Genomic DNA, 26,443 nt, shown 5'->3' with positions numbered 1-26,443 from the left:
CGCCGGAGAGTACGGGGACCACGGGGCATGGGGCTGACCAGCACGACGCTGCTGCTGTTCACGATCGCGGTCGCGGTGGCGGCGCTGGGGGCCACCGTCTGGTGGTGGCCCGCCCTCGCCCGGCGGCACTGGCGGGCGGTGCTGGGACGGATCGGCGCGCTGCTCGGCAGCCAGTTCGCGCTGCTCGCCGTGGTCGCCCTGGTGGCGAACGACTACTTCTCGTTCTACAGCAGTTGGAACGACCTGCTGGGCACCGGACCGGACGCCCCGGTCTCCGTCCGAGCCGCCGCCGCGCCCGTCCCCGGGGCCACCCCGTCCGCGGCCACGTCCGCCGCCCCGAGCAGCGAGCCCGACCCGCCGGACCTCCCCCTGCTGCCCGCCCAGGAGACCGGCGGCGAACCGGTCAACACCGCCGGGCCGCGCGACCCCGGCCGGGTCGGCGAGATCCGCGCCGTGCGGATCCCCGGCGCCCGCACCGGCCTGAGCACCGACGGGTACGTCTACCTGCCGCCGCAGTACTTCCAGCCCGGCAACGAGCAGCGCAGGTTCCCCGCGATCATCGCGATGACCGGCTTCCCCGGCGACGCCAAGGCGCTGATCACCCGCTTCAACTACCCGGGCGTCGCGCTCGACGAGATCCGGGCCGGACGGATGCAGCCCACCGTCCTCGTGCTGATGCGCCCCTCGCCGGCGATGCCCGCCGACCCCGAGTGCGAGGACGTCCCCGACGGCGCGCAGGCCGATACGTACTTCGCCAAGGACGTTCCGCGCGCGATCGGCGCCGCCTACCGGATCGCCACCGGCCCCGGCGCCTGGGGGGTCATGGGCAATTCCACCGGCGGGTACTGCGCCGCGAAGCTCGCCATGCGGCACCCGGAGGTGTTCGCGGGCGGCGTCTCCATCTCCGGCTACCTGAAGGCCGCCGAGGACGTCACCACCGGCGACCTGTTCAAGGGCAGCCGGCAACGCCGCGACCAGGCCGACCTGCTGTGGCGGCTGCGCAACCTGCCGGTGCCCGCCACCGGGGTCATGCTCAGCGGCGCGGAGAAGGGCGACGGCGACTTCCGGGCCGAGGCCGACGCGTTCACCGCTGCCGCGAAGCCGCCGATGGCCGTCGCGGTGGCGTCCGTCCCCGAGGGCGGCCACAACTACACGACCTGGATCAAGCTGCTGCCGGCCGGGTTCCAGTTCCTGTCGCAGCGCCTGAAGGTCTGAGCGGCGGCGGTCGGTGGCGGCGGTCGGCGGCCGGTCCCCGTGCTCCGGTTACCGGGCCGGGGTGAGGGTGCCGGTGTGCAGCTCGCCGACCCGGCCGGTCTCGCCCTCCCACGTCCAGAACACCTTCACCGTCAGGGCGTTGAGGTCCATTACGTGGCTGACGGTGATGCCGCTGCGCTCCGTCCAGGACACGAACCAGACGCCCGGACCGACGGCCGCGACGTGCAGCGGAACGTCCTCGTACTGGCCGGCCGACTCGCCGAGGCCCTCCCAGCGCAGCCGGGTGCCGTCCGCGGAGTAGGAGTTGCGGAAGGAAGCGCCGTTGTCGACCTCGAAGAGGTAGGTTCGGCCGGCGAAGCCCGGCAGGGGGGCGTTCATGGGAGGTCCTCGGTCCTTCGGGCGGTCGGTCCGGCGATCGGCAGCGGCGATCGGGACGGCGGTCGGGCGGACGCGGCCGGGGTGGCCGCACCCGCCCAACCTATCGGACCGGCGCCCGGGCCGGGGCCCGGACCGGGGCGGTCAGCAGCCGAAGTTCACGCGGTAGAACGTGGCGTAGTGATCGGCCGTGTAGTAGTCCTCGTGGTAGACCTTCCCGGTGACGATCCGCCGGGCGCCGCGGGTCGAACTGCCCGGGGTGATCACGGTGTACTCGTGGTAGTAGCCGGACGTCTGCGCGGGCAGGACGCCCTCCCGGTTCTGGAACACCACCCCGTCCTGCGAGTACGGGAACGGCCCGCCCGCGTCGATCAGGCGGATGGTGTCGCGCCCCTGGCTGGGCAGTGCCGAGTAGCAGATGTTCCCGCTGACGGCGGCCTGCGCCCGGCCGGTGGCCGCGACGGTGGGGACGAGGGTCAGCAGGCCGAGGGCGGCGACCGAGACGGCACGGATCTTCAACGCGCGTAGAGTCATTCGCATGGCAGCAGTCTGGCGCCTCGGCGTCCCCGGCGGAACCCATGACGCGAACACTTCACGAATGGGTAACTGCCGGACCACTCCCGGGACTTGTCCCGTACCACCGCCGACGCGGGCGGCCCGGCGCTCCCCGGTGTGACGGAGCGTGGTGTGAGAGTCCTCTCAGCCGGGCCGGGAGCCTTGGAGACAAAGCGACAATCCGCCTAGCCTGCGAGGGCGCCCCGGACCGGGCGCACCCGCCGTCGGAACGCCGAATCCTGCCCGGCCGACGGCGTTCCCACAGCACACCACGGGCGGGAGCGGGGGACCCACGGCAGTGCGCCGTGCCAGGTCACCGCCCCTGCCCGGCGGCGGGGACCCGGGCACGGCTCGGGGTGAAGCCGCGCGCACGCGCGGCCGGGCGTCCGCGGTGACTGCGCGGCGGCCCGAACCCGACAGCTCACCTCGCAGGCGTCGCGGAGGACCCCACCCCATGCGACCCACGCCCCTTGCCCTCGCCACCCCCGCCCGGCTCGGCGTCCTGGCCGGCGCCGCCGCCCTGGTCGGCGTACCGCTCGCCGCCGCACCGGCCGGCGCCGCCGTCCTCACCACCACCGGCACCAGCGTCGTCCAGGACCGGCTCGCCCCGGCCGGGATGACCGCCGGTACCGCGAGCACCGCCTCGCTCACCCTGCACGCCGACCGCTGCTTCACGGCGAAGACCGTCGGCGTCGGCGTCCGCGGCGCGGCCGGGGCGAACCTGGACTTCCCCGGCAGCGCGAGCAACGTCCGGATCTGCCCGGGCGGGACCACCGTCACCACCGGCGCCCGCACGCTCCCCACCGGTAGCTACACCCAGTTCGGGTTCTGGCAGGACACCGCGGGCGGCTGGCACAACCTGCCCTCGCGGACCCTGACCGTCGCACCCGCCGCCACCGCGCCGGCCCCGGCGCCCGCCCCCGCGCCGGTGCCCGTCACCGGCAAGGCGCTGACCTGGTCGGAGGAGTTCTCCGGGCCGATCGCCTGGGGCAGCAAGTGGACCGGTGACCGCAGCAGCGCCTACCGCTACGGCAGCCACAACCCCGACGACAACAAGCTCGACTGGCTGGCCCCGTCCGCCGTCACCGTCTCCGGCGGCGTCGCCACCTTCACCGCCACCCCGTCCGCGCACACCCTGGAGAACGGCAAGCGGGCCTGGGACACCGGGCTGCTCACCACCGAGTACAGCAAGGACGCCTTCCAGGTCCGTACCGGCGACTACATCGAGGCCCGGGTCAAGCTGCCCGCCGGCACCGGGGCCTGGCCCGCGCTGTGGACCTGGAAGGACGGCAACAACGAGATCGACAGCTTCGAGTACCACCCCGACAACCCGAACCTGCTGGAACTCTCCAACCGGATCCGCTCCGGCCTGAAGTACCACACCGACGCCAACGCGATCGCCCCCGACCGCTGGGTCACCATCGGCACGTACTACGGCGCCGACTCGGTCGACTGGTACGTCAACGGCACGAAGGTGTTCTCCGACGGCACGGGCGTCGGCGCCGGCTGGTCGGCCTACCCCATCCTCAACCTGTCGCTCAGCGCCGGGCAGTACCACCCGGCGGCGAGCGGCAGCGCGCCGATCGCGTTCAGCGCCGACTACCTGCGGGTCTACCGGTGACGCGGCGTTGACGTCGCGTCACGCGTGACGGCGCACGTCAGGAGACGGTGAGCGTGAACGGCGTCCGGTCGCTCGCCGGGTCGCGGTCGTCCGCGCTCACCACCCGCACCTGCCCCACGGTCTTCAGGCCGTGGGGCAGGTGCGCGCCCGCCCGCACCGGAACCAGCGCGGTCGCGGAGCGCAGCGGTGGCAGACCGGCGGGGAAGGCGCAGCTGACGGTCCGCCCGGTCGCCGTGCACGAGGACGGGAAGTACGGGCCGGCCGGGGTGAAGCCGGGCGGCAGGTCGACCAGCACCGTGAACGGCGAACCGGCCGTCTCGGGGCCGCCGTTGGCGACGAAGGCGTGCACCGTGGTGGTCCCGCCGGGGGGCGCCGGGTCCGGGTCCAGGCGCACCGCCCGGAGGTCCGAGTCCGACGGCGCCGCGGTCGCGCCCACGGCGCCCAGGGCCAGGGCGGGCACGGCGAGCAGGGAGAAGAGGCGGTGCACGGGACCCTCCTGCGGAGTGTCGACGGGGGTGCGGCCAGCGTAGTGGCGGATGCTTCCGGCCGTGTCGGACCACGCCGTTACAGTGCGCCGCACGGCCCCTCCGCTCCCGCACCCGCCCGCGTCGCCCGCCTCCCCGCCCCCGCTGGTCGACGCCGTCCGCGCGCACCGGGACGCGGCCGACTTCCTGTCCTGGCCCGGCGAACTCGTCCTCGACCACTACGAGCACGGCGAACCCGTCCACCTCGCCTCCGGGGCCCGGCTGGAGGTCTTCGCCGAGGACGGCGCGGGCGGGACGTACTTCTTCATCCCCGAGGGCGGCGAGGAGCGCCCCGTCCTACCTGGAGGAGCACCTGCTGCGGTACGTGGTCGACCAGGTCGACGAGGTTGCGGTGGACCTGCCGCGCCGCGCCGACCCCGACCTGCCGCCGGCCCCGGGGGCGTACTGGACCCGCGTCCTGGAAGGCGTGCACGAGGGGCTGAACGGCTGCTGACCTGCGCGCGGGGGAGGCCGACGGCCCGTCAGAGGACTTCGCCGAGGCGGGCGGCGATGCCCTGCATGAGGGGGACCAGGCCGGCCGCGCCGGACTGGGCTTCGAGGGCCTGGATGCGGGCCTCGGGGCCGGAGACGGAGAGCGCGGTGGGGGTGGGGGCGCCGGGGACGGCGACGGCGATGCAGCGGACGCCGATCTCCTGTTCCTGGTCGTCGACCACGTAGCCCAGGTCGCGGGCGGTGGCGAGCTGGGTGAGCAGCGCGGCGGGCTCGGTGACGGTGTGCGGGGTGTGGGCCTGGAGCGGGCCGGGGCCGAGCAGGGCGCGGGCCTCGTCCTCGGGGAGCTGGGCGAGCAGGGCCTTGCCGACGCCGGTGCAGTGCGGCTGGACGCGGCGGCCGACCTCGGTGAACATCCGCATCGAGCGGCGGGACTGGACCTGCCCGACGTACACCACCTCGCCGCCCTCCAGGACGGCCAGGTTGGCGGTCTCGCCGGTGGCCTCCATCAGTTCGGCGAGGTAGGGGCGGGCCCAGGAGCCGAGCAGGCGGCCGGCGGTCTCGCCGAGGCGGATCAGGCGCGGGCCGAGGGTGTAGCGGCGGGCGGTGTCCTGCCGGACGTAGCCCTGGGGCACCAGGGTGCGCACCAGGCGGTGGATGGTGGGCATCGGCAGGCCGGAGCTGGCGGACAGCTCGCTGAGGGTGGCGATGCCGCCGGAGTCGGCGAGCGCCTCGAGGAGCTGGAAGGCGCGCTCGACGGACTGCACCGAGCCGGTGGTGCGTTCGGTGGAGGTGCTGGCCACGAGCGTTCCCTTCGAGGTCCGGGGAGGAGTAGAGTCCACGCGATCATCAACAAACCGTTGAAATTCTGTATCGCGGAAACTAGTCTCCACTGTACAGAACGGAACAGCCCGAGGAGAGTCCTGCCCATGGCCGCCGCAGATCAGGGTCCGTCCCCCGCCGTCCCCGGTGTCACGGTCGCCGGTCCGCCCGTGCCGCGCTCCGAGGAGGTGCTGACCCCCGGGGCGCTGGAGTTCGTCGCGGGCCTGCACCGCGCCTTCGAGGGCCGCCGCCGCGAACTGCTGGCCGCCCGCCGCGAGCGCCGCGCCGAGATCGCCCGCACCGGGACGCTGGACTTCCTGCCGCACACCGCCGACGTCCGCGCCGGCGACTGGAAGGTCGCCCCCGCGCCGCGCGCCCTCACCGACCGCCGGGTGGAGATCACCGGCCCCACCGACCGCAAGATGGTCATCAACGCGCTCAACTCCGGCGCGAAGGTCTGGCTGGCCGACTTCGAGGACGCCACCGCCCCCACCTGGGAGAACGTCGTCTCCGGGCAGGTCAACCTGATCGACGCCTTCGAGGGCCGGATCGACTTCACCAGCGAGCAGGGCAAGGCGTACGCCCTCAAGCCCGCCGCCGAACTCGCCACCGTCGTGGTCCGCCCGCGCGGCTGGCACCTGGACGAGCGGCACCTCACCGTCGACGGCGCCCCGGTGGCCGGCGCGTTCGTCGACTTCGGCCTGTACTTCTTCCACAACGCCGCCCGGCTGCTCGCCAAGGGCGAGCAGGACCCGAACTCCGGCCCGTACTTCTACCTCCCCAAGACCGAGAGCCACCTGGAGGCCCGGCTCTGGAACGAGGTCTTCACCCACGCCCAGGCCGCCCTCGGCATCCCGCACGGCACCGTCCGGGCCACCGTGCTGATCGAGACCATCACCGCCGCCTTCGAGATGGACGAGATCCTCTACGAACTGCGCGACCACGCCGCCGGGTTGAACGCCGGCCGGTGGGACTACCTGTTCTCGATCGTGAAGAACTTCCGGGACGGCGGCGAGCGCTACGTCCTGCCCGACCGCAACACCGTCACCATGGCCTCCCCGTTCATGGCCGCCTACACCCGCCTGCTCGTGCAGACCTGCCACCGGCGCGGCGCCCACGCCATCGGCGGCATGGCCGCGTTCATCCCCTCCCGCAAGGACCCGGAGGTCAACGCCGCCGCCCTGGTCAAGGTCCGGGCCGACAAGGAGCGGGAGGCCGGCGGCGGCTTCGACGGCTCCTGGGTCGCCCACCCGGACCTGGTGCCCGTCGCCCGCGAGTGCTTCGACGCGGTGCTCGGCGAGCGCCCGCACCAGAAGGACGACCCCGGCTCGCCCGAACAGGTCACCCCCGCCCAGCTCCTCGACGTCGCCGGGGCCGGCGGCAGCTGCACGCGCACCGGGCTGCACAACGCCGTCCAGGTCGGCGTCCGCTACATCGAGGCGTGGCTGCGCGGGCTCGGCGCCGTCGGCATCTTCCACATGATGGAGGACGCCGCCACCGCCGAGATCTCCCGCTCGCAGATCTGGCAGTGGATCCACAACGGCGTGGTGCTCGCCGACACCGGCGAGAAGACCACCGCCGAACTCGTCCGCCGCCTGGTCGCCGAGGAACTCGCCGCGCTGCGAGCGGAGTCGGGCGAGCAGGCGTACGCCGCCGGGCGCTGGACGGAGGCCGCCGCACTGTTCGAGCAGGTCGCCCTCGCCGAGGACTTCCCGGACTTCCTCACCCTCCCGGCGCTCGCCCTGATCGACTGAGCGCCCGCCGCACCGCCCCCGCGTACCCCGCCCCGTACCGCCGGCACCCTCACACCGGTCGCGGTACGGGGCGGCCCGACGAAAGGAGCACCATGGCACGCGTCTTCTTCAACGGCCAGGCGATGACCGGCGGCCCGTTCCACGCCAAGGTCCACGGCCACCTGGTCGGCCCGGCCCGCACCGCCCCCGGCTACCGCTTCTTCTCCATCCGCGACGAGTGCCCCGCCCTGCTCGCCGACCCGAGCGTCGACACCGCCGTCGAGGGCGAACTGTACGACCTCCCGCTGGAACACCTCCGGGACGCCGTCCTGCCCGGCGAACCGCTCGAACTGGAGCTGGGCGTCATCGAGTTGGCCGACGGCGCCCCCTCGCTGTCGATGGTGCTGGCCCGTGGCCAGCTGGAACGCGGCGTCCACCGCGAGATCACCGAACACGGCGGCTGGCGGGCCTACCTGGCGACCCTCGGCCGCGGGGCCTGAACGCCCCGCCGGGGCGGGGGAGTGGTCACGGGGCGCCTCCGGGCGGGAGGAAAAGCAGGTGTGGGGCGGGGTGCGCGCTGGCTAGAGTGATCCTCGTCCAGGTGCGCAGGCAGGGGTTACTTCCTCTGTGAGTGTGTCGCGGGTTCGATCCCCGCCGCCGGCCCCGGCCGGCGTAGCTCAGTCGGTAGAGCAACTTCGTCACCCCCGCCGATCCTCGATCTCCGGACACCCAACTTCACAGACTGCCACCTCCCGGTGCGCAGGCGCCGGTTACTTCCTCCAAAGAAACCACCGGCACCGCTTCAGATCTCGGGAGGCCACCGTGCCGGGGCGTCCGGTGCGCAGGCGGGGGTTACTTCTTGGTGCGGGCATTACCGGGTTCGAGTCCCGGACGGCCGCGCGCGTGCGCGCGGCCGGTGGCCCGGTTCCCTCCGCCGAGATGCGGGCCGCACCGGCCCGCGATCTCGGACGCCCCGGTCCGGCACGCCTCCCCGCAGGACGCAGGAGGACTTTCCGATGGCCCGCTTCAACATCCGCCGCACCGCCGCCCAAGCCGCCACCGGCCCGACCTCGCCCGTGGCCACCACCGGGCGGACCGTCCGCAACCACAACGGCGGAACGGGCCACCTGCGCGACGAGAAGTCCGAACTCTTCCTGCTCGCCGTCGCCAACCTGGTCGGCCAGGACACCTTCTACGAACGCGGCGGCGACCGCGACGACCGCTACACCGCGCTCGTCCGCCACCTCGCCGTCAGCGCCCCCGAGTGGACCCTCGACCTGCTGCGCTGGCTGCGCTACGGCGCCGCGATGCGCACCGCCTCGCTGGTCGGCGCCGCCGAGTTCACCCGCGCCCGGCTCGACGCCGGCCTGCCCGGCCACTCCCGCCAGGTCGTCGACGCGGTGCTGCAGCGCCCCGACGAGCCCGGCGAACTGCTCGCCTACTGGACGTCCCGCTACGGCCGTAACCTGCCCAAGCCGCTCAAGCGCGGCGTCGCCGACGCCGTCGCCCGGCTGTACGACGCGCGCGCCCTGCTCAAGTACGACACCGCGAGCAAGGGCTACCGCTTCGGTGACGTCCTGGAGCTGACCCACCCGGCCCCGCACCGCGACAAGCCCTGGCAGGGCGAGCTGTTCCGCCACGCGCTCGACCGGCGCCACCGCCCGGACGAGGCGCTCCCGCCCGCCGGGAACGCCGTGCTGACCGCGCACCACGAGCTGATGGCGGTGCCCGTCGCCGAGCGCCGCGCCCTGGTCACCGGCCCCGGCGGGGCCGAGCGCCTGGCCGCCGCCGGGATGACCTGGGAGGCGCTGGCCGGCTGGCTCCAGGGGCCGCTGGACGCCGCCGTCTGGGAGGCCGTCATCCCGTCCATGGGCCCGATGGCGCTGGTGCGCAACCTGCGCAACTTCGACCGGGCCGAGGTCCCGGACGAGGTGGCCGCGGCCGTCGCCCGCCGGATCGCCGACCGGGGCGAGGTCAAGCGCTCGCGCCAGTTCCCGTTCCGGTACCTCGCCGCGCACCGCAACGTGCCCTCGCTGCGCTGGGGCCACGCCCTGGAGCAGGCGCTGCGGCACTCGCTGGAGAACGTGCCGGAACTGCCCGGGCGCACCCTCGTCCTGGTCGACCGCTCCGGCTCGATGTTCGACGCGCCGAGCGCGCAGACCCAGCTCAACCGGGCCGACGCCGCGGCCGTCTTCGGCACCGCGCTCGCCCTGCGGTCCGCCGACGCCGACCTGGTCGAATTCGGCACCGGCAGCCGGCCGATCGCCCTCCGGCCCGGCGACTCCCTGCTCAAGGCGGTCGAACGCTTCGGCAACCTCGGCGGCACCGACACCGCCGAGGCCGTCCGAGCCCACTACCGGGGCCACGACCGGGTGGTGGTCGTCACCGACGAGCAGGCGTACGGCGCCTTCGTCCGCGACCCGCTGGAGTCCGTCCCGGCCCACGTCCCCTGCTACACCTGGAACCTGGCCGGCTACCGCCTCGGCCACGCCCCCTCCGGCACCGGCAACCGCCACACCTTCGGCGGCCTGACCGACGCCGCGTTCCGCCTGATCCCCCTGCTGGAGGCCGGGCAGGACGCCACCTGGCCGTGGGAGCGGGACCGGCAGAGCCCGAAGAAGCCCTCCGAGACCCGCCGGCCGTAGCCGACGGGGGTCCGGTGGGGGCCGGGGCGGCAGAGAGGGGTCGGCCCCGGACCCTTCGCCGTGGGTCCGGGGCCGTTGGTCCGGGAGCCCGCCGTCGTCCCTGGCGGCGGGCTCCCGGGGTTCGGGGGGCGGGGTCAGCCGCGGGAGGCGAGGTCGCGGGCGGCGCGGGCGGCGGCGAGGGCGATGCGGTCCTCGTCGGCGGTGGTGAGGCGGCCGTTCTCGACCACCGCGTTGCCGTTGACGAAGAGGGCGGCCAGCGGCGGGAGCGCGCCGAGGACGAGGGCGGCGACCGGGTCGGCGATCGAGGAGTGCAGGACGCCGTCGACCTTCCACAGCGCGAGGTCGGCGAGCTTGCCGGCCTCGATCGAGCCGATCTCGTCCTGGCGGCCGAGGACGCGGGCGCCGCCCATGGTGCCCAGCCGCAGCGCCTGGCGCACCGTCAGGGCGTCGGGGCGGCCGCGCAGGCGGTTGATCAGCAGGGCGTTGCGCAGTTCGGTGCCCAGTTCGCCGGACTCGTTGGAGGCGGTGCCGTCCACGCCGAGGCCGACCGGGACGCCGGCCTTCAGCATCTCGGGGACGCGGGCGATCCCGGCCGCCAGGCGGGCGTTGGAGGACGGGCAGTGCGCGACGCCGGTGCCGGTCTCGGCGAACTTGGCGATGTCGGAGTCGTTCATGTGGACGCAGTGCGCCATCCAGACGTCCTCGCCGAGCCAGCCCGTCGACTCGAAGTAGTCGGTCGGGCCCATCCCGAACAACTGCTTGCAGAACTCCTCCTCCTCGGCGGTCTCCGAACCGTGGGTGTGCAGCCGCACGCCCTTGCGCCGGGCCAACTCGGCCGACTGGCGCATCAGTTCGGTGGAGACCGAGAACGGGGAGCAGGGTGCGATCGCGACGTGCAGCATCGAACCGAACGAGGCGTCGTGCCACTTGTCGACGGCGCTCTCGGACGCGGCGAGGATCTCGTCGGTGTCCTCCACCGCGTGGTCCGGCGGCAGGCCGCCGTCCTTCTTGCCGCGGTCCATCGAGCCGCGCAGCGCGGTGAACCGCATCCCCAGCTCCTGCACGCCGGCCACCGAGGCGCCGAGCACGTCGCCGCCGCCGCGCGGGAAGACGTAGTGGTGGTCGGAGGCGGTGGTGCAGCCCGACTTGAGCAGCGCCGCGGCGGAGCCCTGGGTGGCGGCGTGCGCGAGGTCCTCGTCGATGCGGGCCCAGGTCGGGTAGAGCGCCACCAGCCAGTCGAACAGGATGCTGTCCTGGGCCAGTCCGCGGGTGATCCACTGGTAGAAGTGGTGGTGGGTGTTGACCAGCCCGGGGGTGAGCAGGTGCCCCTCGCCGTTGATCCGTCGCGCCACGCCGTCCAGCCAGGCGGGCGCGGGCCCGTCGCCGACCGACTCGATGGTGTTGCCGAGCAGGACCACGTGGCCGCGGGCGTGCTCGGTGTCGTTGGCGTCGACGGTGGCGATCGCGACGTTCTCGATCACGATCCGCCGGTCGGCGGCTGGGGGCTGGACTGCCATGGGGGTACTCCTTGGAGGGAACGGCCGGCGGAGCCGACGTGGTGGAACAGCAGGTTGAGCAGCACCGCGGCCAGGCAGCCGGCCGAGATGCCGGAGTGCATCAGGGTGCGGACGGCCTCCGGGAACCCGTCGTAGAAGGTCGGTACGGCGATCGGAACGATCCCTACCCCGAGCGAGACCGATACCAGGATGGTGTGCGAGGTGGACTCCATCCCGGCCTCCGCGAGGGTGCGGATGCCGGACGCCGCGACCGTGCCGAACAGCACGATCCCCGCGCCGCCCAGCACCGGCTGCGGCACCAGCGACACCAGCGAGCCGAGCACCGGGAACAGCCCCAGCAGCACCAGGATGCCGCCGCCGGCCGCGACCACGAAGCGGCTGCGCACCTTGGTGAGCGCCACCAGTCCGATGTTCTGGGCGAACGCGCTGCACGCGAAGCCGTTGAACACCGGGCTGACCGCGGTGGCCAGGCCGTCGGCGCGCAGCCCCGCCGCCAGGGTCGGCTCGTCCGCCTCGCGGTCGACGATCCGTCCCAGCGCCAGCATGTCGGCGGTGGACTCGGTCATCGAGACCACCATGACGATGCACATCGACGCGATGGCCGCGGCGTCGAACTGCGGCCCGCCGAAGTGGAACGGCGAGGGCAGGGCGAACACCTTCGCGTCGCCGATGGCCGAGAAGTCGGCCAGTCCGAGCGGGAAGGCCGCCGCGGTGCCGACCGCCAGGCCGATCAGCAGGGACATCTGCTGCCAGAAGCCCCGCAGCAGCCGGTTGCCCAGCACCACCGCGACCAGGGTGAGCGCGGCCAGGCCGACCGCCTTGGTGGAGCCGTACCCGGGTGCGCCCGGCGAGCCGCCGCGCGCCCAGTTGACCGCCACCGGCAGCAGCGACACCCCGATGAGGGTGATCACGGTGCCCTGCACGACCGGCGGGAAGAACCTGACCAGCCGGCAGAAGTACGGTGCCGCGAGGAAGCACAGGACCCCCGCGACGATCACCGCCCCGAAGATCACCGGGAGGGCGTCCTGCGGGCCGTGCTCCTTGGCGATCGCCAGCATCGGGGCGACGCCGGCGAACGAGACGCCGTTGACGAACGGGAGCCTGGCCCCGATCCGCCAGACGCCGAGGGTCTGCAGGAGGGTGGCCAGCCCGGCGGTGAACAGGCTGGCCGATATCAGCAGGGCGAGTTCGCCGGGGGTCAGCCCGACGCCCGCGCCCACGATCAGCGGTGGAGCGACCACGCCGGCGTACATCGCGGCGACGTGCTGGAGCCCGGTGCCGAACAGCTTCGGCGGGGAGAGCACCTCGTCGACCGGGTGGGTGGGGGTGGAACCGTCGTCAGTGCGGGGGGTGGTGCGGAGTGCCATGGAAGAGCCCCTTTGCTGCCCCTGGCTCTCGGCGCGACCCGGGCGCTGGAGAGGGTGTGGATCGACGGAGGGCGGGACGACGGTGCAGGGTCCCTCCGGTCTGCTCTCCAGCTCCCGGGACCGCCGCCGTGAGGGCGGGCGCGGTCTCCGGACGGTGTGGGGGAGTGGAGAACTGCGGTACTGCCAGAGCCGGCCGGCCGGGCGTCAGGAGACCGGGATGACCGGGATGACGCCCTCGCGGTGCACGGTGCCCTCGATCAGGCCGTACATCCGGTCGGCGGCGAAGTAGACCTCGTTGTCGTTCTTCAGTCCGAACGGCTCCAGGTCGACCAGGAAGTGGTGCTTGTTCGGCAGTTCCAGGCGGACCTCGTCCACCTCGGCGCGGTTGTTCAGCACCCGGGTGCCCATCGCGTGCAGGGTCTGCTGCAGCGAGTAGGAGTAGGTCTCGGCGAACGCCTCCAGCAGGTGGCGGCGCACCTGCTGGTACGAGCGGTTCCAGTTCGGCTCCGGCTCGCCGTCGCGGCCGTGGAAGCCGAACGCCCAGCGGGCCGTCACCTGGGTGGCCAGGATGCGGTCGTACGCCTCCTGGAGGGTGGTGTACCTGTCCTTGATGTAGCCCCAGAACTCGGAGTTGGTGGTGTTCATCACCACCAGGTCCTTGAGCCCGGAGACCACCCGGAACCGGTCGCCGTCGTACACCACCTCGGTGGTGCGCACCTCCTGGCCCTTGCGGACGAAGGAGTGGCCGACCTCCTCCGAGCCGATGAACCGGGAGGACGAGTCGGGGGTCCTGATCCGCTCCCAGCCGTACTCCTCGATCCGGATCCGGGCGCTGTGCACCACGCCGCGCTCGGTGTTCTCGACGAAGTGCCGGGCCAGCAGGACTCCGAAGCCCTCGGCGGACTCGATGCCGTGTTCCTTGGCGAAGGCGTACACGGTGTTCTTGGTGGTGTCGGTGGGCAGGCAGTTGGCGTTCGAGCCGGTGAGGTGCACGTCCTCGAACTCGCCGCGCAGCGAGACCGAGACGTTCAGGTCCTTGATCTCGTGGCGGGTGGAATCGCGGTGGACCCGGACGATGCGGTTCTCCGCCTTGCCGTACTGGTTCTGACCGAGCACGTGGGCCATGAGGTGGCTCCTAGGGTTCCTGGCGGCCTACCTAGCTTCCGCGGTAGACCGAGTAGCCGAACGGGTTGAGCAGCAACGGCACGTGGTAGTGGTGCTGCGCGGGCGCGACCGTGAAGACGATCGAGACCTCGGGGAAGAACGGCCGCCCGGCCGACCCCGCGTAGTACGCCGCGGTGTCGAAGAGCAGCCGGACGACCGAGCCCGCCTCCGCGGCCGGCAGGTCCTTGACCCGGCCGTCGGAGTCCGTGGCGGAGGTGCCGAGCACCTTCCAGCCACCCTCGGTGTGCAGTGCCAGCTCGACCGGGACGCCCACGGCCGGGCGGCCGAGGCTGGTGTCGAGCACATGCGTGGAGATGCCGGTCATGGGTGGGGGTACCTCACTGATGGCGGTAAGCGACGGTCCGTCAATTCACTGACGGGCGCCGAGCAGTCGATCGATGCGGATGTCGTTGATCTTCCGCAGCTCGCCCCGGACGACCTCCGCCTCGGCGGCGGCGTCGTTCGGGTACCGCTCGCGCAGCGCGGCGAGCATGCCGGCCGCGGTGCGGCCGGTCGCGCAGATCAGGAACACGTGGCCGAACTTCGCCTCGTAGGCGGCGTTGGCCGCGCGCAACTCGTCCAGCACGGACGGGTCGACGCCCCGGATGCCGGCCTGTTCGCGCTCGGAGACGGCGTCCCCGGGCTTCGGGGTGCCGATCCGGGCGTGACCGGCCATCGCGTCGCGCAGGTCGGCCGCGGAGAGCTCCGCCATCGCCTTCGCGTTGGCGGCGTGCAGCTCCTCGGGCTCGTGCCAGGGGCGGGACGCCGCCACGGCGGCGGCCCAGGCGGGGCTGGAGCAGACCTCCAGCAGGAGTTCCCTCAGCTCGGCCGCGTCAGCGGCGGCCAGGGCGGAGAGGACAGGGGGTGGCTGGGTCACGGGCGGACCTCCTGAGGGTTGGTGCCACCCGCACAAGCTAGATCGGCCGCAACAGGTCGTCAACACTTTGTTGAACTGTTTGTGGTGACAGCACGCGGCGCCGGGTCCGCGACCCGGCGCCGTGTGCGATCCGCCAAGGACGCGACCGGCGGGTCAGGTCTTCTCCTGCCGGTTCAGGTAGTTGTACACCGTGAACCGGCTGACCCCCAGCGCCGACGCGACCGTCTCCACCCCGTGGCGGACGGTGAACGCGCCGCGCTCCTCCAGCAGGGCGACCACCCGCTGCTTCTCCGCGCGGTCCAGCTCGGCCAGCGGCCGGCCGTCGAACTGCCGGACCATCTCGGCCAGCAGCCGGTCCAGCGCGCTGCTCAGGTGCGGCAGGCGCACCGCGACGGCCGGCGCGCCGTCCCACTCCAGCACGACGTCCTCCGCGCGGGCCTCGGTCGGCGCGACCGCGGTCGCGCCGACGGCGGCCAGCAGCGGCTCCAGGGCGGCGGCGAGCGGGTGGTCCAGGGCGTCGCTCACGGCTCATCCCCTCCTTCGGATCCTTCCGGCGCGGTTGCCCGCGGGGCGCCGGGCTCCTCGTCCAGCACGCTGACCTGGACCGAGATCCGGCTCGCCCCCGCCGCCAGGGTCTCCCGCAGCAGGCGGGTGACGGCGGCCAGGGCCGGTTCGGCGTCGCCCTCGGCGCTGGTGCCGAACGGCCCCACCGAGACGGTCAGCCCCGCCTCGTCCACCACGCGGCGCGCGGCCTTGGCGTGCTCGGGGAACCCGTCCAGTTCGAACGGCTCTGTCGTGAACTCCACCATCAATCGCACCCGCTCACCTTATCGACCCGGTCGGCCTGGGGGATCGGACAGTGGGGCCCCGGCGGGCGGCCGGGCGTTCGGCTGCTTCAACAAAATGTTGCGGCGTCCTTGACAGTCCGCGCGGCGGCGGAGAAGCTTCCATCAAGCAGAATCCATCTTCCGTATCGTGGAAGTTGCCCGGCGGAAGCCGCCCGTGAGAGAGCGATCGAGGTGAACGACGTGACCGCTGCCGCCCAGCACCGCTTCACGGTCAACCTGTCCATCCTGTTCGGTGAACTGCCCCTGCTGGAGCGGCCCGCCGCGGCCGCCGCGGCCGGCTTCACCGCCGCCGAACTCTGGTGGCCCTTCGGCGAGGAGCACGCACCCGGGACGGACGGGGTCGAGGCGCTGGCGGGCGCGTTCGAGGCGGCCGGAGTCCGGCTGACCGGTCTCAACTTCCTCGACGACCTGGCCCGCGGCGCCCGCGGCACGCTCTCCGTACCCGCCGAGAGCGAGCGCTTCCGGGAGAACGTCCCGGTCGCCGTCGCCCTCGCCGAACGCCTCGGCACCGGCGCGCTGAACGCCCTCTACGGCAACCGCGTACCCGGGGCGGACCCCGCCGAGCAGGACGCCCTCGCCCTGGAGAACCTCGCCCTGGCCGCCCGCGCCGCGCACTCGATCGGCGCCGTCCTGCTGGTCGAGACCCTCAACTCGGCCGAGTCCCCCGACTACCCGCTGGTCACCGCCGCCGCCGCGGTCGACGTCGTCGACAAGGTCAACGCCGCCACCGGCCTCGGCAACGCCAAGTTCCTCTGCGACCTCTACCACCTCGCCCGCAACGGCGAGGACCCGGCCGCCGTCATCGACGCGTACGCCGACCGGATCGGCCACGTCCAGATCGCCGACACCCCCGGCCGCAACGAGCCCGGCACCGGCGTCCTCGACTTCGAGGCCCTGTTCGCCCGCCTCACCGCCGCCGGCTACCGGGGGCTCGTCGGCCTCGAGTACCGCCCGGCCGGCGGCGTCAGCGCCGAGAGCTTCGACTGGCTGCCGCGCGAGCTGCGCGCCGCGCGCTGAGCCCCCCACCCACCGAGACCCTCACCCCTAAGGACCCGCACGCGATGAGCCGCAAGATCGCCTTCATCGGCCTCGGCATCATGGGCAAGCCCATGGCCGTCAACCTGGTCAAGGCCGGCCACCACGTCACCGGCTACAACCTCACCCGGGAGCCCATCGACGCCCTGGTCGCGGCCGGCGGCCACGGCGCCGGCTCGATCGCCGAGGCCGTCGCCGACGCCGAGGTCGTCATCACCATGGTCCCCGCCGACCCGCAGGTCGAGCAGGTCATTCTCGGCGAGGACGGCGTCCTGGCGCACGCCAAGGCCGGCGCCCTGGTCATCGACATGTCCAGCATCACCCCGCAGACCTCCGTCAAGGTCGATGCCGCCGCGCGGGCCGCCGGCCTCCGCGCCCTGGACGCCCCCGTCTCCGGCGGCGAGGCCGGCGCGGTCGAGGCCGTGCTCTCCATCATGGTCGGCGGCGCCGAGGCCGACTTCGCCGAGGCCGAGCCGCTGTTCGACGCGCTCGGCACCACCGTCGTGCACGTCGGCCCGGCCGGCGCCGGCCAGACCGTCAAGGCCGCCAACCAGCTGATCGTCGCCGTCAACATCCAGGTGCTCGCCGAGGCCGTGGTCTTCCTGGAGAACGCCGGCGTCGACCTCGCCGCCGCCCTCGACGTCCTCGGCGGAGGGCTGGCCGGCTCCACCGTGCTGAACCGCAAGAAGGGCAACATGCTGGCCCGCGAGTTCGCCCCCGGCTTCCGGATCGACCTCCACCACAAGGACATGGGCATCGTCACCGACGCCGCCCGCGCCGTCGGCGCCGCGCTCCCGCTCGGCGCGGTCGCCGCCCAACTGGTCGCCTCCGCCCGCGCCAACGGCGACGGCGCGCTCGACCACTCGGCCCTGCTGCGCGGCGTCGAACGGCTCTCCGGCCGCGAGGTCGAGTAAGGGCCGTGCGTGCGGGGGCCCGGGGAGCGGCGGGCCCGTGGCCGCTGACGGTTCACTACCGTTGCGCGCATCTGCTGCTGGTCCCGTTCGCTCCACGCGGCAGCCCGGACCCGCCGTACCCCGGGCCCCCGAATGCACAAGCTCGTCCCAGGAGAAAGGCCGGTCCCCGTGCGAGGACATGTGGTTGTCGCCCCCGACAAGTTCAAGGGGTCGCTGGAGGGCGCCGAGGTCGCCGCGCGACTCGCGGCCGGGATCCGGCGGGCGGCGCCCGGGGTGGAGGTGCGCGAGCTGCCGGTGGCCGACGGCGGGGAGGGGACGCTGGCGGCGGCGCTCGCGGCGGGCTTCTCCCGGGTGGAGGTGAAGGTCGCGGGGCCGACCGGGCTGCCGGTGGTCGCGGGGCTGGCGGTGAAGGGGGAGACCGCCGTGGTCGAGCTGGCGCAGGCGTCCGGCCTGGCCCGGCTCCCCGGGGGCCGCGCGGCGCCGCTGGCGGCGGGCTCGTACGGGGTGGGCCAGCTGGTCGCGAAGGCGGTCTCGCTGGGGGCGTCCCGGGTGGTGCTGGGCCTGGGGGGCAGTGCCGGCACCGACGGCGGTGCGGGCATGGCGCAGGCGCTGGGCGTCGAGCTGTACGACGCGGACGGCGCGCCGCTGCCGCCCGGCGGGGCCGCGCTGCGCCGGCTGGCCCGGGCCGAGCCGGGGCCGCTCGCGGAGCGGTTGCGCGGGGTGGAGGTGGTCGTGGCGTGCGACGTGGACAACCCGCTGCTGGGCCCGCGCGGCGCGGCCGCCGTGTACGGCCCGCAGAAGGGCGCGGACGCCGCGGACCTGCTGGTGCTGGAGCAGGGCCTGACCCGCTGGGCGGACGTGGTCGCGGAGCTGACGGGCCGTGAGGTCCGGGACGCGGCGGGCGCGGGCGCGGCCGGCGGGGTGGGTTTCGCGGCGCTGGCGCTGCTGGGCGCGACCATGCGGCCGGGCATCGAGCTGCTGCTGGAGCTGCTGGGCTTCGACCGGGCGGTGCGCGGCGCGCGCCTGGTGGTGACCGGAGAGGGCTGCCTGGACGCGCAGACCCTGCACGGCAAGGCCCCGGCGGGGGTGGCCGCGGCGGCGGCCCGGGCCGGGGTGCCGGTGGCGGCGGTGGCCGGGCGGCTGGAGCTGTCCGAGCGGGAGTGGCGGGCGGCGGGCTTCGTCGAGGCGCTGGCGCTGGCCGACCTGGCGGGCGATCCGGCGGAGTCGATGGCCCGGGCGGGCGAGCTGGCCGAGCTGGCGGGGGAGCGGCTGGCGGCCGGACTGCTGCGCTGACGGCCCGTCGCACTCTCGTACGTTCACACATTGACGTTTTGTTGAAGGCGAGCCTAGGCTCCCAGCACTCCTTCGACCCACCCTCGCTCTTCCACGACGCTCGGAGGTTCCCTCATGCCCATCGACGCCGCGGTGATCCGCTCCCGGCGGGTGGTCCTGCCGGACGGCGAACGCCCCGCCGACGTGCTGGTCCGGGCCGGAAAGATCGAGCGGGTCGCCCCGCACGGCACCCTGACCGCCGACGGCCGGCAGCTCACCGACCTCGGCGCCACCGCCCTGCTGCCCGGCCTGGTCGACACCCACGTGCACGTCAACGAGCCCGGCCGCACCGACTGGGAGGGCTTCGCCTCCGCGACGAAGGCCGCCGCGGCCGGCGGCGTCACCACGGTCATCGACATGCCGCTCAACTCGATCCCGCCGACCACCACGGTCGAAGGGCTCGACGCCAAGCGGAAGACCGCCGACGGCCAGGCCTGGGTCGACCTGGGCTTCTGGGGCGGCGCCGTCCCCGGCAACACCGACCAGCTCGAACTCCTGCACCAGGAAGGCGTGTTCGGCTTCAAGTCGTTCCTCGCCCCGTCCGGGGTGGACGAGTTCCCGCACCTGGCCACCCCCACCGACCTGGAGGCCGCGCTCGCCGAACAGGCCCGGATCGGCGCCCTGGCGATCATCCACGCCGAGGACCCGGCCGTGCTCGACGCCGCCCCGCACGTCCCCGGCGCCCGCTACCGCGACTTCCTGGCCTCCCGCCCGGACGGCGCCGAGGCCGCCGCCGTCGCCGCCCTGCTGGCCGCCGCCCGCCGCACCGGCGCCCGGGTGCACGTCCTGCACGTCTCCTCCGCCGCCGTGCTGCCGCTGCTGCGGCAGGCCCGGGCGGACGGCGTCCGGGTCACCGCCGAGACCTGCCCGCACTACCTGACCCTGGCCGCCGAGGACGTCCCCGACGGGGACACCGCCTTCAAGTGCTGCCCGCCGATCCGCGACGAGTCCAACCGCGACCTGCTCTGGCAGGCCCTCGCGGACGGCGAGTTCGCGGCCGTGGTCTCCGACCACTCGCCCTCCACCCCCGACCTCAAACTGCTGCGCCGGCACGGCGGCAGCGGCGACTTCGCCGCCGCCTGGGGCGGCATCGCCTCCCTCCAGCTGGGCCTGCCCGCCGTCTGGACCGAGGCCCGCCGCCGCGGCCACACCCTGGCCGACGTGGTCCGCTGGATGTCCGCCGGACCCGCCGCCCTGGTCGGCCTGACCGGCACCAAGGGCGCCATCGCGCCCGGGTGCGACGCCGACCTGGTGGCCTTCGACCCGGACGGCGAGCTGACCGTCCGCGCCGAACGCCTCCACCACAAGAACCCGGTCACCCCGTACGCGGGCCGCACCCTCACCGGGCTGGTCCACCGCACCTGGCTGCGCGGGCGGCCCGTCGACCCCGACGGCGCCCCGCACGGCCGCCGGCTCGTCCGAGGCTGAACCCCGAAGCCGACACAACGCTGAAAGAAGGAGCACCAGTTGAGTACTGACCTGACCTCGAACGCGCCGTTCACCGAGCTGGTCGACCTGGCCTCCCGGCTGCTGGGCGCGGGCGTGGTCGCCACCAACGAGGACACCTTCGCGGACGCCGAGAACCTGCTGGTCGCCAAGCCCGCCGAGTTCCGCCCGCACACCTTCGGCCACAAGGGCCAGATCATGGACGGCTGGGAGTCCCGGCGCCGCCGCGGCGCCAGCGCCGAGCAGCCGCACCCCGCCGACGACGACCACGACTGGGCGGTCGTCCGGCTCGGCGTCGCGGGCCGCGTCCGCGGCGTGATCGTCGACACCGCGCACTTCACCGGCAACTACCCCGAGACCGCCTCCGTGCAGGCCGCGTCCGTCCCCGGCCACCCCTCGCCCGAGGAACTGGCCGCCGCCGAGTGGACCGACCTCGTGCCGCGCACCGCCCTCAAGGGCGACACCGCGCACCGGTTCCCGGTCGACGACCCCACCCGCTACACCCACGTCCGCCTCAACATCTGGCCGGACGGCGGCGTCGCCCGGCTGCGGGTGCACGGCGAGGTGCTGCCCGACCCGCGCGACCTGGCCGGCCTCACCTTCGACCTGGCCGCCCAGGAGCACGGCGGCGTCGCCGAGGCCGCGTCCGACCGCTACTTCTCCTCCCCGCACAACCTGAACGCTCCCGGCCGCGCCTCCGTCATGGGCGACGGCTGGGAGACCCGGCGTCGGCGCGACAAGGCCAACGACTGGGTGCGAGTGGCCCTGGCCGGGGGCGGCGAGGTGCTGGCGGCGGAGGTGGACACCTCCTGCTTCGTCGCCAACGCCCCCGGCTGGGCCGAACTCGTCGGCACCGACGGCGAGAGCGGGACCGAGACCGTGCTGCTGCCGCGCACCCGCCTGCAGCCCGACACCCGCCACCGCTACCGCCTCCCGGCGGGCACCCCCGTCACCCATGTCCGGATCAACGTCTACCCCGACGGCGGCCTCGCCCGCCTGCGCCTCACCGGCCGCCTCACCCCCGCCGGCCAGGACGCGCTGGCACTGCGCTGGTTCAACGCGATCCCCCTGCCGGAGGCCCGCGAGGCCCTCGCGGCCGCCGGCCTGCCGACCGACCTCGCCGAGGCCCGCCCGCTCACCGACGCGACGGCCATCCGGCCGCTGTACGAAGGCATTTAGGGGCCCGGGGAACGGCGAGGCCCGGGCTGCTGGCGGTGCGCTGCCGTCGCGCGTGTCTGCTTCCGGTTCCGTCACGGACCCGCAGCAGCATGAACCCTCGACGGGCTCCGGCCGTCAGCAGTACGGACTCGCCGTTCCCCGAGCCCCTGGTTTGTTCCCCCTCGATCGCCGAACTAAGGACCACCCATGCCCAGAACCCTCACCACCGAGTCCGGCGCGCCCGTCGCCGACAACCAGAACAGCGCCTCGGCCGGCGAGTACGGCCCGCTGCTGCTCCAGGACCAGCACCTGCTGGAGAAGCTGGCCAGGTTCAACCGGGAGCGGATCCCGGAGCGGGTGGTGCACGCCCGCGGGTCGGGCGCGTACGGGTACTTCGAGGTGACCGACGAGGTCTCGCGGTACACCCGGGCCGCGTTCCTCTCCGAGGTCGGCAAGCGCACCGAGGTGTTCCTGCGCTTCTCCACCGTCGCGGGCGCGCTGGGCTCCACCGACGCGGTGCGCGACCCGCGCGGCTTCGCCGTCAAGTTCTACACCGAGCAGGGCAACTACGACCTGGTCGGCAACAACACCCCGGTGTTCTTCATCAAGGACCCGCTGAAGTTCCCGGACTTCATCCACTCGCAGAAGCGCGACCCGTACACCGGTGTCCAGGAGGCCGACAACGTCTGGGACTTCTGGGCGCACTCGCCGGCCTCCACGCACCAGATCACCTGGCTGTTCGGCGACCGCGGCATCCCCGCCTCGTACCGGCACATGAACGGCTACGGTTCGCACACCTACCAGTGGGTCAACGCCGAGGGCCGGGCGCACTGGGTGAAGTACCACTTCAAGACCAACCAGGGCATCCGCTCGCTGGACGCCGAGCAGGCCGGGCAGACCGCCGGCGGCGACGCCGACAGCCACCAGCGGGACCTGCACCAGGCGATCGAGCGCGGGGTGTTCCCCTCCTGGACGCTGTACGTGCAGCTGATGCCGGTCGAGGACGCCGCGGACTACCGGTTCAACCCGTTCGACGTCACCAAGGTGTGGCCGCACGCCGACCACCCGCTGGTCAAGGTCGGCCGGCTGGTGCTCAACCGCAACCCGGAGAACGTGTTCGCCGAGGTCGAGCAGGCCGCGTTCTCGCCGAACAACTTCGTGCCCGGCATCGGCCCCTCGCCGGACAAGATGCTCCAGGGCCGCCTGTTCGCGTACGCCGACGCCCAGCGCTACCGGCTCGGCGTCAACCACACCCAGTTGCCGGTCAACGCCCCCCGGGCGACCGAGGCCGCCAACCACGGGCAGGACGGCTACGCGGCACTGAACCGGAACGGCCGCGACAAGAACTACGAGCCCAACTCGTACGGCGGCCCGGTCCAGAGCGACGACCCGCTGCACGCCCCGCAGCCGGTCTCCGGCCACACCGGCACCTACGCCTCGCCGGCGCACAGCAAGGACGACGACTTCTTCCAGGCCGGCGAGCTCTACCGGCTGATGACGGACGCCGAGAAGTCCCGCCTGATCGCCAACCTGGCCGGCTCGCTGGCCCAGGTCGGCCGGGACGACGTGGTGGAGAAGAACCTCGCCCACTTCCGCGCCGCCGACCCCGAGTACGGCGCCCGCCTGGCCGCCGAGGTCGCCCGCCGGCGCGAGGCGGCCGAGGACTGACGGGCCGCCGGCCCCCGGTGTCCGGCGGGCGGGGGCGGTGAGCGGCAGGCGCTCGCCGTCCGCCGCCCGGGCGGTCCGTCCGGGCCCCGGGCACCGCCCGGCGGAGGCATATGCGTGTCAAGGGGGCAGTGGTCCGGCGGGACGAATATCCGGTGAGGGGACGGTGCGGAGTCGGTGGCCCGTCTACGCTGGAGGGAAGGCGGGACCGGCGGGAGGGGCCAGGCCATGTCGACGGTGCGCGGGGGACGACAGGACGGTCTGCCGGGGGCGGGCACGGGCGGGCCGTTCGGGGTGCTGCGGCGGGCACTGCGGCTGCTGGAGGCGGTGGACCGCCGGCCGACCGGGGCGACGACGGCCGAACTGGCCCGGCAGCTGACCCTGCCGCAGACCCAGGTGCAGCTGCTCGCCGAGGAGTTGGAGACCGAGGGGTACCTGGTCCGGCTGGACGGCGGCTGGGCCCTCGGCGGCGCCTTCACCCTGCTGGGGACGCAGCACCGGGAACCGATGGTGCGCGCCCGGCTGCACCACCGGCTGGAGGAACTCCGCGACGAGCTGGGCGCGGCCGTGTACTTCAGCCGCTACCACGACGGGGAGCTCTCGGTGGAAGCGGTCTGCGCGGACGAGCACGCCCCGGCCGTGCACGAGTGGGCGGACTTCCGGGCCACCGCGCACGCCTCCGCGATCGGCAAGTGCCTGCTCGCGCAACTCGACCACGACGCCAGGCTCGACCACCTCTCCCGCCACCCGGCCGCCCGGCTGACCGCCCGCACCATCACCGAGACCGACCGGCTGCTGCACCGGCTCGACCGGCAGCCCGCCACCGTCCCCGTGCTCGACCTCCAGGAGTACTCGATGGACACGGTGTGCGCGGCCGTCCCGGTCGTCGCCGGGAGCACCGTCGGCTGCCTGGCCACCTCGCTGCCCGTCGACCAGGCCCACCGGCTGCGCGAGGCCGCCGAACTGCTGGCCGTCCGGGCGGCGCCGCTGATGCTGGCGATGGCGGTCTGAGGAAGGGCCGACCCCCTTGTCGAACGGGCGTTTCGACAGCAGGATGCGCGGAATGAGCCAGCTCCCGAACCGCCCCGTCATCCGCCCCTACCGGCCCGCCGACCGGGCCGCCCTGTTCGACGTCTGCGTGCGCACCGCCGAGAACGGCGGCGACTCCCGGCAGACGTACCCGGACCACGAACTGCTGCCGAACATCTTCGCCGCCCCGTACGCCGAACTGGAGCCCGACCTGGCGTTCGTGCTGGACGACGGCGGGCGCGCGGTCGGCTACGTGCTGGCGACCGCCGACACCCCGGCGTTCGTGCGGCGCTTCCGGGACGAGTGGCTGCCCACCCTCGCCGACCGCTACCCGCCGCTCACCGGCGAACCGGCCACCCCCAGCGAGGTGATGATCCACCTGCTGCACACCCCCGAGCGGATGGTGCTGCCCGAACTCGCCGACTACCCCGCCCACCTGCACATCGACCTGCTGCCCAGCCACCAGCGGGCCGGGTACGGCCGGGAGCTGATGCGCACGCTGCTGGCCGCGCTCGCGGCCAAGGGCGTCCCGCGCGTCCACCTCGGCATGGTCACCGCCAACGCCCCCGCCCGGGCCTTCTACGACCGCCTCGGCTTCCACGTCATCCCCGTCCCCGACCCGGGCCCGCTCACCTACCTGGGCCGCCGCACCACCGACTAGCCCCGGGCGGGGCGGTGGCGGGCCGGGGCGGCGGAGACGTGAAGAGGCCCGCCGCCGGATCGGGGGCGATCCGGCGGCGGGGCCGTCCTGTTCGACGTGTCCCCTCTACCGCCGTGGGTTCCCCCGTGGATTCCCCCCAGGGCGGCTTTGCACGTCGACCGCGAGGAGCCCCGAGCGGCCAGGGCCTCCTGCGCGGTGACCACGTTAGCGAGCGGCCGCCCCCCGGGATTGGCGGTGCGTGCACAGCGGGTTGGCGCTGCGTCTACCCGGCCCCGTGCAGCGCCTGGTGGCGGTGGTCGCGCGGGGAGAGGCCGTAGGCGGCGCGGAAGGCGCGGCTGAAGTCGTCGGGGCGCGGGATGCCGCAGCGGACGGCCACCACGTGGATGGGGGTGCCGCGCAGCGCGGGATCGGCGAGGTCGCGGTGGGCCCGCTCCAGGCGCCGGCGGCGGATCCAGGCGGCGAGCGTCTCGCCGCCGTTCTCCTCGGTGAAGACCCGGTGCAGGTAGCTGAGCGAGAGGTGGTGCGCCTCGGCGATCACCGAGGGCGTCAGCGCGGGGTCGTGCAGGTGGTTCCGGACGAAGGCCCGGACGTTCTCGACCAGGACCCGCCGCCGGGTCTCCGGGGTCAGGGCGTCGGTGGCCTCCACCTCCTCGGCCAGCCAGGTGGACACCAGGTCGACCATGATCGGGCCGAGCCGCTCCGCGGTGGCCCGGTTGAGGGTGCCGGCCTGCCGGTCCAGGTTGTGCAGGAAGTCGGCTATCAGCAGGGAGGTGCCGGACCCGCCCGGGTAGCGGCCGAGGAGCCGGCGCAGCCGGTCCGGCGGCACCGGCAGCAGCGCGGACGGGAAGTCGATGCCGAGCGCGTTGACCCGGGGCCGGCCGGGCCCGTTCTGCCCGGCCCCGAGCGCCCGCAGGTCGTACGGGCGGGAGCTGTCGAGCAGGCTGAACTCCCCGGCCCGGGCGGCGAAGCCGGTCCCGTCGGGCATCTCCAGGCAGAACCCGCCGTCGAGGACCAGGGTGACGTGGAAGACGCCGGGGTCGGAGTCCCGGACGCGGGCGGCGCTGCGCCGGAAGCGGGCGGACGGGAAGGACGAGCCGAGGAAGGTCACCGGGCCGAGCTCCAGCCGGCGCAGGTCGGCCGTGAAGTCGTCGACGTGCGGGGTGCTGGCATCGCAATCCCTGGTCAGCGACAGGAGGTCCCGCCAGGCTTCGAAACGCTGCTCCGAGTCGTTCCGCCGGGTCCGGTCGTCGTGTTCCGTCGTCGCGGTCATGCTCCGTCCACCTTCTCCTTCGCGCCGTACGGCCCCCCGACGGCGCGCCAAGCATTACAGGTGGTCCGGCCGTTCGGCGTGCCGGATCCCGCAGCGTTCCCGGCGTCCTTCCGCCGTCCGGAAAGGGAAAAATGACCCCGCGTCAAAGCCGGTGCGCGCCACGCGGATTGACGGGGCGTCGGCACTCCGCGACCGGACCACCGTTTTACGCATATTGTCG

Annotated in this window: 26 protein-coding genes; 14 read left to right on the top strand and 12 right to left on the bottom strand. The window is 73.9% G+C overall.

The genetic code is table 11. From position 1 onward, the window contains the following. Nucleotides 1-27: 27 nt before the first annotated feature. A complete protein-coding gene (locus tag OO48_RS02180; RefSeq protein ID WP_033212246.1) occupies nucleotides 28-1,215 on the top strand; it encodes an alpha/beta hydrolase in 1,188 nt (395 codons plus the stop codon). Nucleotides 1,216-1,263: 48 nt separating this feature from the next. On the opposite strand, the gene OO48_RS02175 is transcribed toward OO48_RS02180, so the two are convergent. Together OO48_RS02175 and OO48_RS02170 are read right to left on the bottom strand one after the other, a co-directional pair. Then, nucleotides 1,264-1,593, bottom strand: coding sequence for a MoaF-related domain-containing protein (locus tag OO48_RS02175; RefSeq protein WP_033212244.1), 330 nt, complete (start codon nucleotides 1,591-1,593; stop codon nucleotides 1,264-1,266). 141 nt (nucleotides 1,594-1,734) lie between these two features. Then, nucleotides 1,735-2,130 (bottom strand): guanyl-specific ribonuclease, encoded by a 396-nt coding sequence (locus OO48_RS02170; RefSeq protein ID WP_033212242.1) that lies wholly within the window; start codon nucleotides 2,128-2,130, stop codon nucleotides 1,735-1,737. Nucleotides 2,131-2,599: 469 nt separating this feature from the next. Between OO48_RS02170 and OO48_RS35890 the strand changes: the two genes are divergently transcribed. Beyond that, nucleotides 2,600-3,766: a glycoside hydrolase family 16 protein gene (locus tag OO48_RS35890; RefSeq protein ID WP_081951857.1), complete on the top strand. Its 1,167-nt coding sequence runs from the start codon at nucleotides 2,600-2,602 to the stop codon at nucleotides 3,764-3,766. Between the two features lie 37 nt (nucleotides 3,767-3,803). On the opposite strand, the gene OO48_RS02160 is transcribed toward OO48_RS35890, so the two are convergent. Further along, entirely contained in the window at nucleotides 3,804-4,253 is a 450-nt protein-coding gene (locus OO48_RS02160; RefSeq protein WP_033212240.1) for a hypothetical protein, read from the bottom strand. 362 nt (nucleotides 4,254-4,615) lie between these two features. On the opposite strand from OO48_RS02160, the gene OO48_RS40555 reads away from it, so the two are divergent. After that, nucleotides 4,616-4,744, top strand: a complete 129-nt coding sequence (locus tag OO48_RS40555) for a hypothetical protein (RefSeq protein WP_280842384.1) — start codon at nucleotides 4,616-4,618, stop codon at nucleotides 4,742-4,744. A gap of 28 nt (nucleotides 4,745-4,772) precedes the next feature. Here OO48_RS40555 and OO48_RS02155 read toward each other — a convergent pair whose 3' ends face one another. Beyond that, nucleotides 4,773-5,543 carry an IclR family transcriptional regulator gene (locus OO48_RS02155; RefSeq protein WP_033212239.1) on the bottom strand — a complete coding sequence of 257 codons (771 nt, stop codon included), beginning with the start codon at nucleotides 5,541-5,543 and terminating at the stop codon, nucleotides 4,773-4,775. A 126-nt stretch (nucleotides 5,544-5,669) separates the two neighbouring features. On the opposite strand from OO48_RS02155, the gene aceB reads away from it, so the two are divergent. From aceB to OO48_RS02140, 3 genes are all read left to right on the top strand, one after another. After that, entirely contained in the window at nucleotides 5,670-7,316 is a 1,647-nt protein-coding gene (gene aceB / locus OO48_RS02150) for a malate synthase A (protein ID WP_033212237.1), read from the top strand. A gap of 92 nt (nucleotides 7,317-7,408) precedes the next feature. Then, complete coding sequence (locus OO48_RS02145; RefSeq protein WP_033212235.1) at nucleotides 7,409-7,795, top strand: allophanate hydrolase-related protein; 387 nt, start codon at nucleotides 7,409-7,411, stop codon at nucleotides 7,793-7,795. 516 nt (nucleotides 7,796-8,311) lie between these two features. Then, nucleotides 8,312-9,940: a TROVE domain-containing protein gene (locus OO48_RS02140; RefSeq protein WP_051731637.1), complete on the top strand. Its 1,629-nt coding sequence runs from the start codon at nucleotides 8,312-8,314 to the stop codon at nucleotides 9,938-9,940. A gap of 134 nt (nucleotides 9,941-10,074) precedes the next feature. Here OO48_RS02140 and OO48_RS02135 read toward each other — a convergent pair whose 3' ends face one another. The 7 genes from OO48_RS02135 to OO48_RS02105 all read right to left on the bottom strand — a co-directional run bounded on the left by OO48_RS02135 (nucleotide 10,075) and on the right by OO48_RS02105 (nucleotide 15,674). Continuing rightward, complete coding sequence (locus OO48_RS02135; RefSeq protein WP_033212233.1) at nucleotides 10,075-11,457, bottom strand: 8-oxoguanine deaminase; 1,383 nt, start codon at nucleotides 11,455-11,457, stop codon at nucleotides 10,075-10,077. Beyond that, complete coding sequence (locus tag OO48_RS02130) at nucleotides 11,418-12,824, bottom strand: nucleobase:cation symporter-2 family protein (protein WP_033212231.1); 1,407 nt, start codon at nucleotides 12,822-12,824, stop codon at nucleotides 11,418-11,420. Before OO48_RS02130 ends, OO48_RS02135 begins: the two co-directional genes overlap by 40 nt. Nucleotides 12,825-13,028: 204 nt before the next feature. Continuing rightward, nucleotides 13,029-13,949, bottom strand: a complete 921-nt coding sequence (pucL, locus tag OO48_RS02125; RefSeq protein WP_033212230.1) for a factor-independent urate hydroxylase — start codon at nucleotides 13,947-13,949, stop codon at nucleotides 13,029-13,031. A 31-nt stretch (nucleotides 13,950-13,980) separates the two neighbouring features. Next, nucleotides 13,981-14,313, bottom strand: a complete 333-nt coding sequence (gene uraH, locus OO48_RS02120; RefSeq protein WP_033212229.1) for a hydroxyisourate hydrolase — start codon at nucleotides 14,311-14,313, stop codon at nucleotides 13,981-13,983. A gap of 45 nt (nucleotides 14,314-14,358) precedes the next feature. Then, nucleotides 14,359-14,865, bottom strand: coding sequence for a 2-oxo-4-hydroxy-4-carboxy-5-ureidoimidazoline decarboxylase (uraD, locus tag OO48_RS02115; RefSeq protein ID WP_033212228.1), 507 nt, complete (start codon nucleotides 14,863-14,865; stop codon nucleotides 14,359-14,361). 153 nt (nucleotides 14,866-15,018) lie between these two features. After that, entirely contained in the window at nucleotides 15,019-15,390 is a 372-nt protein-coding gene (locus tag OO48_RS02110) for a helix-turn-helix domain-containing protein (RefSeq protein ID WP_033212227.1), read from the bottom strand. Beyond that, nucleotides 15,387-15,674 carry a thiamine-binding protein gene (locus tag OO48_RS02105; protein WP_033212226.1) on the bottom strand — a complete coding sequence of 96 codons (288 nt, stop codon included), beginning with the start codon at nucleotides 15,672-15,674 and terminating at the stop codon, nucleotides 15,387-15,389. The genes OO48_RS02110 and OO48_RS02105 overlap by 4 nt, the downstream gene beginning before the upstream one ends. A gap of 210 nt (nucleotides 15,675-15,884) precedes the next feature. On the opposite strand from OO48_RS02105, the gene OO48_RS02100 reads away from it, so the two are divergent. The 8 genes from OO48_RS02100 (at nucleotide 15,885) to OO48_RS02065 (ending at nucleotide 24,953) form a co-directional block, all read left to right on the top strand. Beyond that, complete coding sequence (locus OO48_RS02100; RefSeq protein WP_051731636.1) at nucleotides 15,885-16,730, top strand: TIM barrel protein; 846 nt, start codon at nucleotides 15,885-15,887, stop codon at nucleotides 16,728-16,730. Between the two features lie 44 nt (nucleotides 16,731-16,774). Then, complete coding sequence (locus tag OO48_RS02095; protein ID WP_033212224.1) at nucleotides 16,775-17,662, top strand: 2-hydroxy-3-oxopropionate reductase; 888 nt, start codon at nucleotides 16,775-16,777, stop codon at nucleotides 17,660-17,662. Nucleotides 17,663-17,794: 132 nt separating this feature from the next. Further along, nucleotides 17,795-18,955 carry a glycerate kinase gene (locus OO48_RS02090; RefSeq protein ID WP_051731635.1) on the top strand — a complete coding sequence of 387 codons (1,161 nt, stop codon included), beginning with the start codon at nucleotides 17,795-17,797 and terminating at the stop codon, nucleotides 18,953-18,955. Nucleotides 18,956-19,069: 114 nt separating this feature from the next. Then, the gene (gene allB, locus OO48_RS02085) at nucleotides 19,070-20,422 is read left to right on the top strand and encodes an allantoinase AllB (protein ID WP_033212222.1); all 1,353 of its coding nucleotides are present in this window, start codon (nucleotides 19,070-19,072) and stop codon (nucleotides 20,420-20,422) included. Between the two features lie 39 nt (nucleotides 20,423-20,461). Then, complete coding sequence (gene alc, locus OO48_RS02080; protein WP_033212217.1) at nucleotides 20,462-21,619, top strand: allantoicase; 1,158 nt, start codon at nucleotides 20,462-20,464, stop codon at nucleotides 21,617-21,619. A gap of 186 nt (nucleotides 21,620-21,805) precedes the next feature. Continuing rightward, the gene (locus OO48_RS02075; RefSeq protein ID WP_033212215.1) at nucleotides 21,806-23,266 is read left to right on the top strand and encodes a catalase; all 1,461 of its coding nucleotides are present in this window, start codon (nucleotides 21,806-21,808) and stop codon (nucleotides 23,264-23,266) included. Between the two features lie 225 nt (nucleotides 23,267-23,491). After that, nucleotides 23,492-24,274, top strand: coding sequence for an IclR family transcriptional regulator (locus OO48_RS02070; RefSeq protein ID WP_051731634.1), 783 nt, complete (start codon nucleotides 23,492-23,494; stop codon nucleotides 24,272-24,274). Between the two features lie 52 nt (nucleotides 24,275-24,326). Continuing rightward, nucleotides 24,327-24,953, top strand: a complete 627-nt coding sequence (locus OO48_RS02065) for a GNAT family N-acetyltransferase (RefSeq protein ID WP_033212213.1) — start codon at nucleotides 24,327-24,329, stop codon at nucleotides 24,951-24,953. A gap of 262 nt (nucleotides 24,954-25,215) precedes the next feature. Here the strand turns inward: OO48_RS02065 and OO48_RS02060 are convergent, their stop codons facing one another. Next, a complete protein-coding gene (locus OO48_RS02060) occupies nucleotides 25,216-26,223 on the bottom strand; it encodes a helix-turn-helix transcriptional regulator (protein ID WP_051731632.1) in 1,008 nt (335 codons plus the stop codon). Between the last annotated feature and the right edge of the window lie 220 nt (nucleotides 26,224-26,443).

The sequence above is a fragment of the Kitasatospora phosalacinea genome (genome assembly GCF_000716545.1).
Taxonomy (GTDB): Bacteria; Actinomycetota; Actinomycetes; order Streptomycetales; family Streptomycetaceae; genus Kitasatospora; species Kitasatospora phosalacinea.
The sequence above is the reverse complement of the archived record's forward strand: the minus strand, read 5'-3'. Positions and strand labels throughout refer to the sequence as shown.